Here is a 14,412-nt window from a genome sequence, read left to right as displayed (position 1 = left end):
TCTTCCCCGGAGCGCCGGCACCACCGGCCTCCGGGATTTTTTTGCCCGTTTTCGACGCCGCTCGCCACCGCAACTCCTCTATAAGACAGAAGAGAAATGAACGCTCTGATCCAAGCCCTTCAAGCCGCCCTGCCCGACCGCCAGGTAGTGACCGACGACCTCCGCCGCCTTGCCTATGGCACCGACGCCAGCTTCTATCGCCTGACCCCGCAGGTCGTCGCCATCATTGAAAACGAGGCCGAGGCACGCGCCGTGCTCGCCGCCGCCCGCCAGCACAACACACCGGTGACCTTCCGCGCGGCCGGCACCAGCCTGTCCGGACAGGCGCTTTCGGATGGCGTGCTAGCCTTGATCGGCGAAGGTTTCGCCACTTTCGAGCTGGCCGACGACGCCAGCCAGGTTCGCGTCGGCCCGGGCATGGTCGGTGGCGAGGTCAATCGCCGCCTCGCCCCGCTCGGCAAGAAGATCGGGCCCGACCCTGCCTCCATCGGTGCGGCCAAGATCGGCGGCATCGCCGCCAACAACGCCTCCGGCATGTGCTGCGGCACAGCCCAGAACAGCTACAAGACGCTGGCCGGCCTGCGCGTGATGCTCGCCGACGGCACCCTGCTCGACACCGAAGACCCGTCCAGCGTCGCCGCCTTCAAGCAATCGCACGCCCGGTTGCTGGGCGAACTGGATCGCCTGGGCAAGGAAACGCGTGCCAACCCGGCGCTGGCCAATCGCATCCGCCACAAGTTCAAGATCAAGAACACCACCGGCTACAGCCTCAACGCCCTGGTCGACTTTGAAGACCCGATCGACATCCTGTCGCACCTGATGATCGGCTCCGAGGGCACCCTCGGCTTCATGACCCGCATCACCTACCAGACCGTCGTCGAAGACCCGTGCAAGGCCTCGGCGCTGGTCTTTTTCCCGGATATTCGCAGCGCTTGCGAAGCCGTCATCCGCCTCAAGCCGCAACCGGTATCGGCAGTCGAACTGCTCGACCGTCCGGCCATCCACTCGGTTGAAAACAAGCCGGGCCTGCCGAGCATCATGCGCGAACTGGGCGAAGACGCCGCCGCGCTGCTCATCGAGGTACGCTCACCGAATCCGGCCGGGCTGCAGGAGAAGATCGCCGCTGTCCTCGCCGCGATGAATGGCATCGCCACGGTCGAACCGGCGCAGTTCTCCACCGACCCAGCCACCTGTGAGATGTACTGGAAGGTGCGCAAGGGCACCTTCCCGGCCGTCGGCGCCATGCGCCGCACCGGCACCACCGTGCTCATCGAGGACGTCGCCTTCCCCATCGAGTCGCTGGCCGACGCCACCCTCGACCTGCAGGCCCTGCTCCGCCATCACGGCTATCACGAAGGCATCATCTTCGGCCACGCACTGGAAGGCAACCTGCATTTCGTCATTACCCAGGACTTCGGTGACAAGGCCGAGATCGACCGCTACGCCCGCTTCATGGACGACCTGTGCAAGCTGGTGGTCGACAAGTACGACGGCTCGCTGAAGGCCGAACACGGCACCGGCCGCAACATGGCGCCCTTCGTCGAAATGGAATGGGGCAAGGAGGCAACCGACCTGATGCGTCGCATCAAGGCCCTGTTCGATCCGCAAGGTCAGCTCAACCCGGGCGTGATCATCAACGACAACCCGCACGCCCACCTCGAGAACCTCAAGCCGATGCCAGCCGCCGAGGACATTGTCGACCGCTGCATCGAATGCGGCTTCTGCGAACCGCTGTGCCCGTCGCACCGCCTGACCCTGTCGCCCCGCCAGCGCATCACCAGCGTACGCGAACTGTCGCGCCGCGCTACCGCCGGCGAACACGCCGAGACACTGAGCGAAGCCTATGCCTACATGGGGCTGGACACCTGCGCCGCCTGCGGCCTGTGCTCGACAGCCTGCCCGGTCGGCATCGACACCGGCGACCTGACCCGCCGCCTGCGCGGCCGCCAGTTGAGCACTACGGCACGTACCGTGCACCACTGGAGCGGCGAGCATTTCGGCACTTTCGCCGGGCTCAGCCGGACGGGACTGAAAATCGGCCACGCCGTGTCCGGTGTCCTCGGCGACAATTTCGTCAGCCGGATCAGCGGCGGCACGTGGCGCAAAGCCATGCCACCTGCCGCCAAGCCCCCCGTCCAGCGTGCGGCCAAGGGCGACCCGGTGGTCTATTTCCCGACCTGCGGCGCCCGCATCTTCGGGCCGGCCGACAGCGCCGACAAACAACTCGGCGATGTCGTGCAGGAACTGCTGATCCGCGCCGGCTACGCCCCCATCCTGCCGGAGGGGTTCGACACGCTGTGCTGCGGCCAGATGCTGGCCAGCAAAGGCATGCTCGAAGAGGCCGAGGACATGTCGAACACCCTGGAAGCCGCACTGATGAAGGCCTCCGACAACGGCCGCATCCCGGTCATCATGGATGCCAGCGCCTGCTCGGCCCGCATGCACAAGCACCTCGCCGGCAAGCTCAAGCTCTACGACTTCCACGAGTTCGCCCACGACGCCCTGCTGCCGCGCCTGATGATCACCAAGCAACCCGGCCCGGTGGCCCTGCACGTCAATTGCAGCGTCAAGCGCACCGGCGCCGACGGCAAGCTGCGCGCCCTGCTCCAGGCCTGCGTCGAGGAGATCGTCGAACCGGCCAGCACCACCTGCTGCGGCTTCGGCGGCGACCGTGGTTTCGCGGTACCGGAATTGAACCGCCACGCCCTGCGCCACATCCACGACGAACTGCCGGCCAACTGCGCCTGCGGCGTTTCCACCAACCGCACCTGCGAAATCGGCCTGACGGCCGAAACCGGCCGGACCTATCGTTCTGTGGCCTACCTGCTCGAAGCGTGCTCGCGCAAGGAGGACGCCATGACCTGTTGAGGAGGGGAACAGTAAAAAAATACGGCCCTGAGCTGCGAACTCAGGGCCGGAACAAGTAGTGACAACTCTCGGTAGCCGCCAGGGATCGGCAAATCTTGCTGACGGCAACCTGACCATTTTTGTTATGAGGTGTATTGTATGACTTGGCAAATGAATGTCGACCCGCTCGGCAATATCGCCCTGTCCGCGCTGGTCGCGGCCATTCCCATTCTTTTCCTGTTCTGGGCGCTCGCCATCAAGCACATGAAGGGCCACTTCGCGGCCCTCGGCGGCACCGGCCTGGCCATCCTGATCGCCGTTTTCGTGTACGGCATGCCGGTCGACCTGGCTGCCTTGGCGACGCTTTATGGCGGCGCTTTCGGCCTCTTCCCGGTGTGCTGGATCGTGATCACCGCGCTGTTCATCTACAACATGTCGGTCAAGACCGGCCAGTTCGAGGTCATCAAGAACTCGCTCGCCTCGATCTCCGACGACCGCCGCCTGCAGGCCCTGCTGATCGCCTTCTCGTTCGGCGCCTTCATCGAAGGCGCGGCCGGCTTCGGCACCCCGGTAGCGATCACGTCGGCGATGCTCGCCGGCCTCGGCTTCAACCCGCTGTACGCCGCCTCGATCTGCCTGCTGGCCAACACCGCACCGGTCGCCTGGGGCGCCATCGGCATCCCCATCGTCGTCGGCGGCCAGGTTGCCGGCATCCCCGACCTGGCGCTGAGCCAGATGGTCGGCCGCACGCTGCCCATCCTGTCGGTCTTCATTCCGCTCTATCTGGTGGTCCTGATGGCCGGCTGGAAGAAGGGCCTCGAAGTCTGGCCGGCCTGCCTGGTGTCCGGCGGTTCATTCGCCATCGCCCAGTACTTCTCGGCCAACTCGCCGCTCACTGCCCCGCTGCTGCCGGATTTGATCGCCTCCATCGCCTCCATCATCTGCACGGTCGCCTTCCTCAAGGTCTGGCATCCGAAGGAAAGCTGGCACTTCGACCACGAGCCGAAACGTGAAGGCAAGGCCAAGCTGATGTACACCGGCGGCCAGGTCTTCCGTGCCTGGGCACCGTTCATCATCCTGTCGCTGTTCGTCTGCGCCTGGGGCATCAAGCCGGTCAACCAGGCCCTCGACCAGATGACCAAGGCCGTCTTCGACTTCACCTTCCCGATCGCCGGCCTCGACAAGATGGTCATCGATCAAGCAGGCAAGGCCAAGCCGGCCGCCTACAAGTTCAACGTGCTGTCGGCTGCCGGCACCGCCATCCTCTTCGCCTGGTTCTTCTCCATCGTCGTCATGGGCGCTTCGCTGAAGACCGCCGGCGGCGTCGCCCGCGACACCCTGAAGACCCTGAAGTGGCCGATCGTCACCATCGCCACCATCCTCGGCTTCGCCTACATCATGAACTTCTCCGGCATGGCGATCACGCTGGGTTATGCCGTCGCCACCACCGGCGTCGCCTTCCCCTTCTTCGCCGCGCTGCTCGGCTGGCTGGGCGTGTTCATGACCGGCTCCGACACCTCGACCAACGCGCTGTTCGGCAAGCTGCAAGCCGTCACCGCCGAGAAGCTGGGCATCGACCCCGTCATTGCCATGTCCGCCAATACCTGCGGCGGCGTGTGCGGCAAGATGATCTCGCCGCAGTCGATCTCGGTAGCGACCGGTGCCACCGGCATGGTCGGACGTGAGTCGGAAATCTTCCGCTTCACCTTCAAGCACTCCATCATCCTGGCCGCCATCGTCGGCGTGCTGCACCTGCTGTGGGCCTACGTCTTCCCGGGCATCGTGCCGGTCTACGTCAAGCCGGTCGCCGCTGCGGCCGCCGCAGTCGCCGCCGGCGCCAAGGCCGCGATCAATCCGGACGGCCTGATGTGGCTGGGCATCTTCGTTGGCATCATTACCTGCGTCACGCTGCTGGCCCGTCGCCTCGGCGCCGATCTCGAAGCGCCGGTCGAAGGCCACGACGAAGTGCATTTCCACTAAAGCGCAAACGTCGGTTCGAGGCCGTTGGCCTCGAACCGACCCGCCAACCTCAGGATTTCCCTAACTGCGCCCGAGCGCCGGTCTTGGTACCTTTAGCGCGTTAAACATCTTTCTCAGGAGTATCGCCATGTACAAGAACATTATGGTCGCCATTGACGATAGCGAAACCTCGCGTTGCGCGCTGGCAGAAGCGAAGCACATCGCCAAGACCAGCCAGGCCAAGCTTTATGTTGTCCATGTGGTCGATGAAGTCCTCCTCAGCATGCACGGCCACGGGATGATCGACATGGGCGGTGCCGAATCGGCCATCTCCAACCTGCGTCGCGCCGGGCAGTCGCTCCTCGATACCGCCATGAAGGATATCGGCGACATCAACGCGGAAGCGCTCCTGCTCGAAGCCCAAAAGCGCCGCATCTCCGAAACCCTGGCCGACAAGGGCAAAGAGCTGCACATCGACCTGATCGTTATCGGCCGCCATGGCCAGCGTGGCCTGGCCACCCTGCTTCTCGGCTCCGTTGCCGAACAACTCGCTAAAATCTCCAACGCCTCCGTACTTCTCGTCAGGAAACACTAATGCAACAGCACGCGCTCGACATCAACAAGGACGAACCGCTTCGTAACGACATCCGCCTGCTCGGCCGCATTCTTGGCGATACGGTCAGGGAACAAGAAGGCGAATCGGTTTTTGACATTGTCGAGCGTGTCCGCCAGACGGCGGTGCGTTTCGCCCGCGACAACGACCCGGCCGCCCGCGCCGAACTCGCCGCGTTGCTCGACCCGCTGCCGCGCGAGACGACCCAATCCGTCGTCCGTGCCTTCAGCTACTTCCTGCAACTGGCCAACATCGCCGAGGACGAGCACCACATCCGCCGGCGTCGCGCCCACGACCTCGCCGGTTCGCCGCCGCGCGAAGGCAGCCTGGTGCACGCCCTCGACGCACTGGCTGGAGCCGCCGTGTCGCCGGATACCATCGCTGACTTCTTCGCTCACGCCCTGGTCGCCCCGGTACTCACCGCGCACCCGACCGAAGTCCAGCGCCAGAGCCTGATCCGCAACCATCGCGACGTCGCCCGCCTGCTCGACAAGCGCGAACGCCTGCAGATGACCCCGGAAGAAGAGGCCGACAACGACCTCGCCCTGACCAATGCCATTCTCACCCTATGGCAGTCGCGCATGCTGCGCCCGGTCCGCCTGAAGGTCATCGACGAGGTGAAGAATGGCATCACCTATTTCAAGGAAACCTTCTTCACCGAACTGCCGCGCCTCTACATCCAGGCCACGCAACAATTGCAGAAGCGCTACCCGGAAAAAACCTGGGCGCTGCCGCCTTTCTTCCGCGTCGGCTCATGGATCGGTGGCGACCGTGACGGCAACCCCTTCGTCACCGCCGACATCCTGCGCGAAGCACTGCGCCTACAATCCGCCGCCACGCTGAACCACTATCTGGAAGAAGTGCACGAACTGGGCGCCGAACTGCCGCTTTCCGACCTGCTGATCAAGGTGACCCCGGAACTGCTGGCACTCGCCGAGCACTCGACCGATCATTCGCCGCAGCGTTCGGATGAACCCTATCGCCGCGCCCTGTCCGGCATCTACGCCCGACTGGCTGCCACCGCCCGCTTCCTCGACGGTGTCGAGCCGGTCCGCCACGAAATCGGCAGCGCCGAGCCCTACGCCACGCCGGAAGCGCTGCGCGCCGATCTCAAGATCCTCAACATCTCGCTCAAGCTCAATGGCAGCGCCGCGCTGGCCGGTGGCCGCCTGCGCCGCCTGCTGCGTGCCGTGCAGGTCTTCGGCTTCCACCTGGCGCCGATCGACCTGCGCCAGAACTCCGACGTGCATGCCCGTTCGGTCGCCGAACTGCTGGCCAAGGCCGGCCGTTGCGCGGACTACGAGGCGCTGCCCGAAGATCAACGCATCCAGCTGCTGATCGAGGAAATCGCCACCCCGCGCCCGCTCTATTCGCCGTACATCGCCTACAGCGAGGAAACCCGCGGCGAACTCGACATCTTCTTCGCCGCCCACGAACTGCGCGGCAAGTACGGTGCCGCCGCCCTGCCCAACTGCATCATCTCCAAGACCGACGGCGTCTCCGACCTGCTCGAACTCGCGCTGCTACTCAAGGAGTCGGGCCTGCTATTGCCCGGAGATAAACCCCGCCTCGACGTCAACATCATCCCGCTCTTCGAAACCATCGAGGATTTGCAGAAGAGCGCGGTGACCATGGACGGCATCTTCCGGTTGCCGGCCTATCGCGAGCTGATCGCCGGTCGCGGCAACGAACACGAGGTCATGCTCGGCTATTCCGACTCCAACAAGGATGGCGGTTTCCTGACCTCTGGCTGGGAGCTGTACAAGGCCGAGATCGAGCTGACCCGTACTTTCCAGCAGCACGGCGTACGCCTGCGCTTGTTCCACGGTCGCGGCGGCTCGGTCGGCCGTGGTGGCGGCCCGTCCTATCACGCCATCCTGGCCCAACCGGCCGGTGCCGTCTCCGGCCAGATCCGCCTGACCGAGCAGGGCGAGGTCATCTCGACCAAGTACGGCAACCCGGACACCGGTCGCCGCAACCTCGAAGTGCTGCTCGCCGCCACGCTGGAAGCCAGCCTGACCGACCACGAGAACCAGATCGAGCCGGCCCAGCAATTCCATGGCGTCATGGACGACCTGTCGCAACGGGCGTTCAACGCCTATCGCGGCCTGGTCTACGAAACGCCGGGATTCACGACCTATTTCCGGCAATCGACGGTTGTTTCCGAAATCGCCCTGCTCAATATCGGCAGCCGCCCGGCCTCGCGCAAGGCGTCCGACCGGATTGAAGACCTGCGGGCCATTCCCTGGGTTTTCAGCTGGGCGCAATGCCGCCTGATGCTGCCGGGCTGGTTCGGCTTCGGCTCAGCCGTCGAAGGCTACCTGCAAGACAATCCCGACGGCCTCGCCACGCTGCGCCGCATGCTGAAATCGTGGCCGTTCTTCCGGACGCTCCTGTCGAACATGGACATGGTGCTGGCCAAGACCGATCTCGCCATCGCCTCGCGTTATGCCGAACTGGTCAGCGATGCCGTGCTGCGCGAGCACATCTTCAGCCGCATCACGGCGGAATGGGAGCTGACCCGCAAGCACCTGCTGGCGATCGAGGAGCAGGACGAACTGCTCGCCGACAATGCAATGTTGCGCAATTCGCTGAAGCTGCGCGCACCGTACATGGACCCGCTGAACCACCTGCAGGTCGAATTGCTCAAGCGGCACCGCGCCGGCGAGACCGACGAGCGGGTAGCGCGCGGCATTCACCTGTCGATCAACGGCATCGCCTCCGGCTTGCGCAACAGCGGTTAAAATCCGGCCATGCCAAATCCCATCAAACGCACCGTATTTTTCGTCTCGGACGGTACCGGCCTGACGGTCGAGGCACTGGGTCACAGTCTGATGACCCAGTTCGAGGATGTCGAATTCAAGCAGATTCGCATCCCCTTTCTCGACAACGTGGAAAAAGCCCAGGAAGCCGTCGCCCGCATCAACGCCCAGGGCGAAGCCGACGGCATGCGGCCGATCGTGTTCACGACGCTGGTCAATCCCGACCTGTCCGGCATCGTGCACCAGGCCGACGCCTTCTGCCTTTCCTATTTCGACTCCTTCCTTGCCCCCCTCGAAGCGGAACTGGGGCGCAAATCGAACCACACGGTCGGCCGCTCGCACGGATCGGCTGACAGTTCGGACTACAAGAAGCGTATCGAGTCGATCAATTACACGCTGGCCCACGACGACGGCATCACCGACCGCGACCTGGAGGAAGCCGATGTCATCCTGGTTGCCGTTTCCCGTTGCGGCAAGACGCCGACCTCGCTCTACCTGGCCATGCAATTCGGCCTGAAGGCGGCCAACTTCCCGCTCATTCCGGAAGACTTCGACCGCGGCCGCTTGCCGGGCACGCTGGAAAAACACCGCGGCAAGCTATTCGGCCTGACCATCCAGCCGGAGCGACTGGCGCAGATCCGCGAGGAACGGCGCGCCGGCAGCAAATACGCGTCGCTGGCCAACTGCCGCTTCGAAGTTGCCGAAGCCGAGAAGATGATGCGCCGCGAAGGCATCCGCTGGCTGGATTCGTCCAGCAAGTCGATCGAGGAAATCTCGACGACCATCCTGCAGGAACTGAAGCTGCGATAAGCAAGCCACCGCTGGCAAGCATCGAAAAAACGGCGCATTCACCTGCGCCGTTTTTTTTGCGTTGCCCCATCAAAACAGCGTCGTCGCGCGTACCCAGGCATCGGGCAGTAGAGTCAACACCCTGGCCTCCAGCCATTTGTCCGCACCGCTCAGAATCGCCAGGCCGGTGAGCAGGATCAACACCCCGAAAGCCTTCTTGACGCCCTCGATGCGGCTCAACACCCAACCCCTCGCCGCGTTGAATCCCCGCCGCGAGGCATAAGCCACGGCAACCAGCGGAATGGCCGCCCCGATCCCGAATAGCCCGAGCACGATTCCGCCCCGGGTCGCCCCGCCCTCACTGGCGACCAGCGTCAGCGCCGACGCAAGAAGCGGCCCGGAACAGGGGCTCCAGACAAGACCGAGGACCGCCCCAAGCAGCAACGCGCCCCCAAGGGAACCACCGTCCAGCAGGCTCGAAGCACTGTTGGCGCGGGAGGCGATGGGAGCCAGCCACTGTGTAAAGCGTTCATTGAGAATCGGGACGAGCATCACCAGGCCGAAGACAATCAGCATCCAGCCACCGAACAGGCGCACGCTCTCCGCGTCGATATCGAGCGCCGGCCCCAAGGCACCCAGGAAAATACCGATCAGGGCGAAGGATGTAGCCATGCCCAGGCCCATCGCCACCGGTGCCAGGCGGTTGTTCTGCACGGCCCCGCCAACCACCAGCGGCAACAACGGAAAGACGCAGGGCGACAGCGTAGTCAGGCTACCGGCCAGTACGCTGAGCCCCAAATGCCCAAGGGGAATCTCCATGGCACGCTATCGGGCGCTGCCCAGTGCTTTTGCCAGCGCCTTGGGATCAGTATCGCCTGCCAGTCGTGCGGTCTCGGTCTTCCCCTTGAAAACGATCAGGGTGGACTGGCTGCGCACGCCCATGGTCTTTTTCAACTCACGTTCATTGTCGTAATTGACGACCAGCAAAGTACCGGGCACCGCCGGATCGCCCTTCCAGCCATTGAACACCTTTTCCTGCGCGCGGCAGGTAGGGCACCACTCGGCATGAAAATGCAGGGCTACCGGCTTGTCCGCTCCCTGCAGATCGGCCAGCGCCCCGGCCGAATAGGGTTTTATTTCGAGCGCCGAAGCCAGATTGACCGATGCCAGCAGCGCCATCGCGAGAAAGGATTTAATGAGGGTCATGAGCATTCTCCGTGAGTAAAAGACACAACGTCGACCATCAGTCGAACAAATCGCGGATTTCTTACAGGCGCCAAAGGACGCTTGGGCTGGATCAAGCACTGCTGCTTGCGACTTCCTCCTCCATCGCGCGCGAGAGCGCCCGCGAAAGGGCCGAGGAACTGGCGTATCCCGACTCCTTGGCAGCCCTTTTCAATCCGCGTCCGGAGTCCACGGCGGATCGCGCGATGGCGAGGCGCAATATCCCGAGATACTTGCCCGGCGTCTGATTCATGACATCCCGAAAGGTGTTGGCGAACGCCGTGCGGGACATGCCGGCCTCGGCGGCCATCCGCTCCAGCGTCCAGGCCTCCTGCGGCGCGCTGTGCAAGGCCACCAGCGCGCGTGCGATGCGCGGGTCCGCCAAGCCGTTGAACAAGCCGCTACCGGTCGCGGGATGGGCGACAAGATGACGCAGCAATCCGATGAACAGAATATCTCCGGCCCGGTTCAGCAGCGCAGGCTGACCGCAGCGCGGGGCCGCAAGCTCGGAAGAAATCAGCGCAACAGCCTGGCTCAGCGCCGTGTCGGTCTGCGCCAGGGACAAGATGACCGGCTCGGAAAATTCGTTGAAAAGCAGCGCACCGGCCGGACCTTCGATAGCGACCTTGGCGCGCACCAGATGCCCTGAATTCTCTTTTCCGACAACCGACACCCGGTGCGAGAGATTGGAACGACAAATGACGATCGAGGGGGAAGGAATATGGCGAACCTGGCTCGACTGGGTCAATACCAATTCCCCCTGGGTCAGCAGGTACAGCTGCAGAAAGGGGGCCGCCGAACTGCGGGCCACCACCGTGCCTGTATCGACAGGACACTCATCCCCGATCAGTTCAACCCGTGGTGCCAAGGCTTCAAGCAGAGCCGACAAGCGATCAAGGCGGGAGGAAATGGACATTTTGTACGATATGCAAACAATTTTGAACATAATACATCAATTCGTCCATCACACTGCACCATGAAGACCAAGAGCCCGGGTTGCCCGCCATCCCTCGGCACATCGACAGGACCTTCACTCACCACCATCAACTCGCAAAGGAAAACTCATGACCGCACAAGCCCTCATGCCCCGCAAGCCTGTTCCCGCCTTGAATGTCCCGCTCACCACCGGGGGACGTTTCGTCCTCGGCGCCAACCCCGGCGAGCGCTTCGATCTGATCGTGTTTTATCGCGGCCTGCATTGCCCGATTTGCGCCAAGTATCTGATGGAGCTGGAGCGCCTTACCCCGGAATTCAACAAGCGCGGGGTACAGGTTATTGCGATCAGCAGCGACGATCAGGAACGCGGCGTCGCAATGGCTGACAAGGTCAACGCCACGGCGCTGCAATTCGGCTACGGACTGTCGATGGCGAGCGCCCGCCAGTGGGGCCTCTATATCAGCGAATCGCGCGGAAAAACGTCGATCGGCATTGAGGAGCCCGCCTTGTTCAGCGAACCCGGGGTATTCCTGGTTCGACCGGACGGCACGCTGTATTACGGCGCCGTGCAGACCATGCCCTTCGCGCGCCCCCAGTTCGCCGACCTTCTGGGTGCCATCGATTTCGTCATCGCCAACGACTATCCGGCTCGCGGCGAGTACCCGAACACGCTGTAATTCCAGGCGACAGCACCGGGAAAGTAGCGCTTCCCGGTGCTGCTGGAGTGCTGATCGAAAAGATCGCCCAAGTAACGGCGCGGTATCGATACCGGCCTACGTCGGCCAGACCGGGCTTCAGCGAAGCCGTCGGCGCACCGCCTCAAACAGGCAAACCGCCGCAGCGGCCGCGACGTTGAGCGATTCCACGCCCCCCGGCATCGGTATCCGAACGCGCAAACGAGCAGCCTCGATCAACTGCCGGCCGACCCCCTGCCCCTCCGCGCCAAACACCCAGGCGACCGGCCCGGACCAGGCGGCTTCGTAGAGCGACGTTGCGCCATCAAGGCAAGTCACTGCCGTCGTCCCGGCATAATCGGCCATCACGGTCAGAAGATCGACATCCTCATGGATGCTCAGGGCGAAGTGAGCACCCTGCCCGGCGCGCAGCACCTTGGGCGCCCAGGCCGAGGCACACCCGGGCGAAAGAACGGCCTGCCGGATGCCGGCGGCGGCCGCAGTGCGCAATAAGGTTCCAAGATTGCCCGGATCCTGCACACCATCGAGCAGAATCGCATCGCGATCCCGGCGGATTCCCTCCCTGGCTGCCGGTATCGGCGCCATCGCCAGCAGGCCGCTTGGCGTCTCCACCAAACCCAGATCGCGCATCAAGGCATCCGCCAGCACGACATGCTCCCGGCCAGCGGCATAGTCAGCCGCTTCACCGCTTGCCGACTCGGCGACAATCAAGGTATCCAGACGCCCGAAGGCCTCTTCGTAAGCCTGGACGAGATGCACGCCATCAAGCAGCGTCAGCCCCGACTTGCGCCGTTCGCGCCCGGATTCCGCCAGCTTCTTGAGCTGCTTGAACAAGGCGTTGTCGCGCGACTGGATAAGCTTCACAGCAGGGAAAGTTGCCGCGCCACCGGCCCGAAGCTCGTGCGATGCACCGGCGACGCGCCATGCGCCTCCAGCGCGGCAAAGTGCGCCGCAGTGGGATAGCCCATGTGGCGGTCGAAAGCGTACTGTGGATACGCCGCATGCAAGGTCAGCATGCCGGCATCGCGGACGGTCTTGGCCAGGATGGATGCGGCGGCAATCGAGGCGATCTTGCCGTCGCCCTTGACCACGGCTTCGGCTGGCATATCGAGCCGTGGGCAACGATTACCGTCAACCAGCGCACGCTCGGGACGCACCGACAAACCGGCAACCGCACGCTGCATGGCCAGCATCGTCGCATGCAGGATATTGAGACGGTCGATTTCCTCGACCGTCGCCTCGGCAACGCACCAAGCAAGGGCGTTTTCGCGGATCAAGACGGCCAGCGCAGCGCGCTTCTTGTCGCTCAGTTTCTTGGAATCGTTCAGGCCGACGATGGGGCGTGCCGGATCGAGAATCACCGCGGCAGCGACCACGGGGCCGGCCAACGGGCCACGCCCGGCCTCATCGATGCCGCAGACGAGGCCCTCGGGAACGATCAGTTCAGGCATTCGATAACCGCCCGCGCCGCCTTCTCGGCGGTGTTCTGCCGCAGTTGGAGATGGATGTCGGTAAACGCCTCTTCAACGGCTTTCGCGTTTTCCTTGTCACCGTACAGCTTGACCAGCGCCTCCGCGAGATTTTCCGGCGTCGCCTCGTCCTGGATGATTTCCGGCACGACGAAACGCCCGGCCAGTACATTGGGCAAGCCGACATACGGCAGGTAGGCCATCCGCTTCATCAACCAGTACGAGAACTTGGCGATCTTGTAGGTGATGACCATCGGGCGCTTGATCAGCGCCGCCTCGAGCGTGGCCGTACCGCTGGCAACGAGGGAGACATCGGCCGCGCCCAAGGCATCCTGGGCATGGCCGAAGAGCAGGCGGAAAGGCACGTCGCCGGCCTGCTGGCGATAGATGGCGGCCTCGAACTGGAGCCGCGTTTCACGAGTGGCCAGCGGCACGACAAAAATCGCTTGCGGCAGGAAACGCTCGCGAATGATCCTGGCCGTCTGGACGAAGGTGTCGGCCATCATCTCCAGTTCGCCGCGACGGCTGCCCGGCAGCATGCCGAAGACCGGATAGTCCCTCGGCAGCGAGAGCTTTTCGCGTACGGCAAGCTTGCTGGTTTCCAATGGAATGATGTCGGCCAGCGGATGCCCGACGTAGGTCACCGGAATCCGCTCTTTTTCGTAAAGCGGCGGCTCCATCGGGAACAGCGCCAGCACTCGGTTGACGGCACGGGCGATTTTCTTGATGCGCCCGCCGCGCCAGGCCCAGATCGAAGGGCTGACGTAGTGAATGGTGCGCACGCCGGCCGCCTTGAGGTCGGCCTCCAGCCCCAGATTGAAATCCGGTGCATCAACGCCGATGAAGACATCCGGACGCAGTTCGAGCAGGCGCTTCTTCAGTTGGCGGCGAATACCGGCGATTTCCCGATAGTGCTTCAGGGCATCCCAGTAGCCCATGACCGACAGCTTGTCCATCGGCCACCAGGCATCGAACCCTTGCGCCTGCATCTTGGGGCCGCCAATACCGTAGAAAACGGCATCCGGCAGATGCTTTTTCAATGCGCCGATCAGGTGGCTGGCCAGGAGATCCCCGGAGGCCTCCCCTGCCACCACGGCAATTCTTACTGCCTTGCCCAT

At 63.8% G+C, this 14,412-nt stretch carries 12 protein-coding genes; 6 read left to right on the top strand and 6 right to left on the bottom strand.

The window, feature by feature from the left end:
• Positions 1-96 precede the first annotated feature (96 nt).
• The 5 genes from AB6Q56_RS05500 (at position 97) to ppsR (ending at position 8,991) form a co-directional block, all read left to right on the top strand.
• The gene (locus AB6Q56_RS05500) at positions 97-2,868 is read left to right on the top strand and encodes an FAD-binding and (Fe-S)-binding domain-containing protein (protein ID WP_434516102.1); all 2,772 of its coding nucleotides are present in this window, start codon (positions 97-99) and stop codon (positions 2,866-2,868) included.
• Positions 2,869-3,006: 138 nt separating this feature from the next.
• Positions 3,007-4,827, top strand: a complete 1,821-nt coding sequence (locus AB6Q56_RS05495; protein WP_434516101.1) for an L-lactate permease — start codon at positions 3,007-3,009, stop codon at positions 4,825-4,827.
• Positions 4,828-4,954: 127 nt separating this feature from the next.
• Positions 4,955-5,401, top strand: coding sequence for a universal stress protein (locus AB6Q56_RS05490; RefSeq protein WP_434516100.1), 447 nt, complete (start codon positions 4,955-4,957; stop codon positions 5,399-5,401).
• A complete protein-coding gene (ppc, locus tag AB6Q56_RS05485; RefSeq protein WP_434516099.1) occupies positions 5,401-8,163 on the top strand; it encodes a phosphoenolpyruvate carboxylase in 2,763 nt (920 codons plus the stop codon). Before AB6Q56_RS05490 ends, ppc begins: the two co-directional genes overlap by 1 nt.
• A gap of 9 nt (positions 8,164-8,172) precedes the next feature.
• Entirely contained in the window at positions 8,173-8,991 is an 819-nt protein-coding gene (gene ppsR / locus AB6Q56_RS05480; RefSeq protein ID WP_434516098.1) for a posphoenolpyruvate synthetase regulatory kinase/phosphorylase PpsR, read from the top strand.
• 69 nt (positions 8,992-9,060) lie between these two features.
• Here the strand turns inward: ppsR and AB6Q56_RS05475 are convergent, their stop codons facing one another.
• The 3 genes from AB6Q56_RS05475 to AB6Q56_RS05465 all read right to left on the bottom strand — a co-directional run bounded on the left by AB6Q56_RS05475 (position 9,061) and on the right by AB6Q56_RS05465 (position 11,110).
• On the bottom strand, positions 9,061-9,789 hold the full coding sequence (locus AB6Q56_RS05475) for a cytochrome c biogenesis CcdA family protein (RefSeq protein WP_434516097.1): 729 nt from the start codon (positions 9,787-9,789) through the stop codon (positions 9,061-9,063).
• Between the two features lie 6 nt (positions 9,790-9,795).
• Positions 9,796-10,176, bottom strand: coding sequence for a thioredoxin family protein (locus AB6Q56_RS05470; RefSeq protein WP_434516096.1), 381 nt, complete (start codon positions 10,174-10,176; stop codon positions 9,796-9,798).
• A gap of 91 nt (positions 10,177-10,267) precedes the next feature.
• Positions 10,268-11,110 carry a cupin domain-containing protein gene (locus AB6Q56_RS05465; RefSeq protein ID WP_434516095.1) on the bottom strand — a complete coding sequence of 281 codons (843 nt, stop codon included), beginning with the start codon at positions 11,108-11,110 and terminating at the stop codon, positions 10,268-10,270.
• A 148-nt stretch (positions 11,111-11,258) separates the two neighbouring features.
• On the opposite strand from AB6Q56_RS05465, the gene AB6Q56_RS05460 reads away from it, so the two are divergent.
• Positions 11,259-11,807: a peroxiredoxin-like family protein gene (locus tag AB6Q56_RS05460; RefSeq protein ID WP_434516094.1), complete on the top strand. Its 549-nt coding sequence runs from the start codon at positions 11,259-11,261 to the stop codon at positions 11,805-11,807.
• A 117-nt stretch (positions 11,808-11,924) separates the two neighbouring features.
• Here the strand turns inward: AB6Q56_RS05460 and AB6Q56_RS05455 are convergent, their stop codons facing one another.
• From AB6Q56_RS05455 to lpxB, 3 genes are read right to left on the bottom strand one after another with little or no spacing between them, the layout of a single operon-like run.
• Positions 11,925-12,689, bottom strand: coding sequence for a TrmH family RNA methyltransferase (locus AB6Q56_RS05455; RefSeq protein WP_434516093.1), 765 nt, complete (start codon positions 12,687-12,689; stop codon positions 11,925-11,927).
• A complete protein-coding gene (gene rnhB / locus AB6Q56_RS05450) occupies positions 12,686-13,276 on the bottom strand; it encodes a ribonuclease HII (protein WP_434516092.1) in 591 nt (196 codons plus the stop codon). Before rnhB ends, AB6Q56_RS05455 begins: the two co-directional genes overlap by 4 nt.
• Entirely contained in the window at positions 13,264-14,412 is a 1,149-nt protein-coding gene (gene lpxB, locus AB6Q56_RS05445; RefSeq protein WP_434516091.1) for a lipid-A-disaccharide synthase, read from the bottom strand. The genes rnhB and lpxB overlap by 13 nt, the downstream gene beginning before the upstream one ends.

This window comes from Dechloromonas sp. ARDL1, from assembly GCF_051122455.1.
Lineage (GTDB): Bacteria > Pseudomonadota > Gammaproteobacteria > Burkholderiales > Rhodocyclaceae > Azonexus.
Note: the sequence above shows the minus strand (reverse complement) of the source record. Positions and strands in the feature narration are given on the sequence as shown.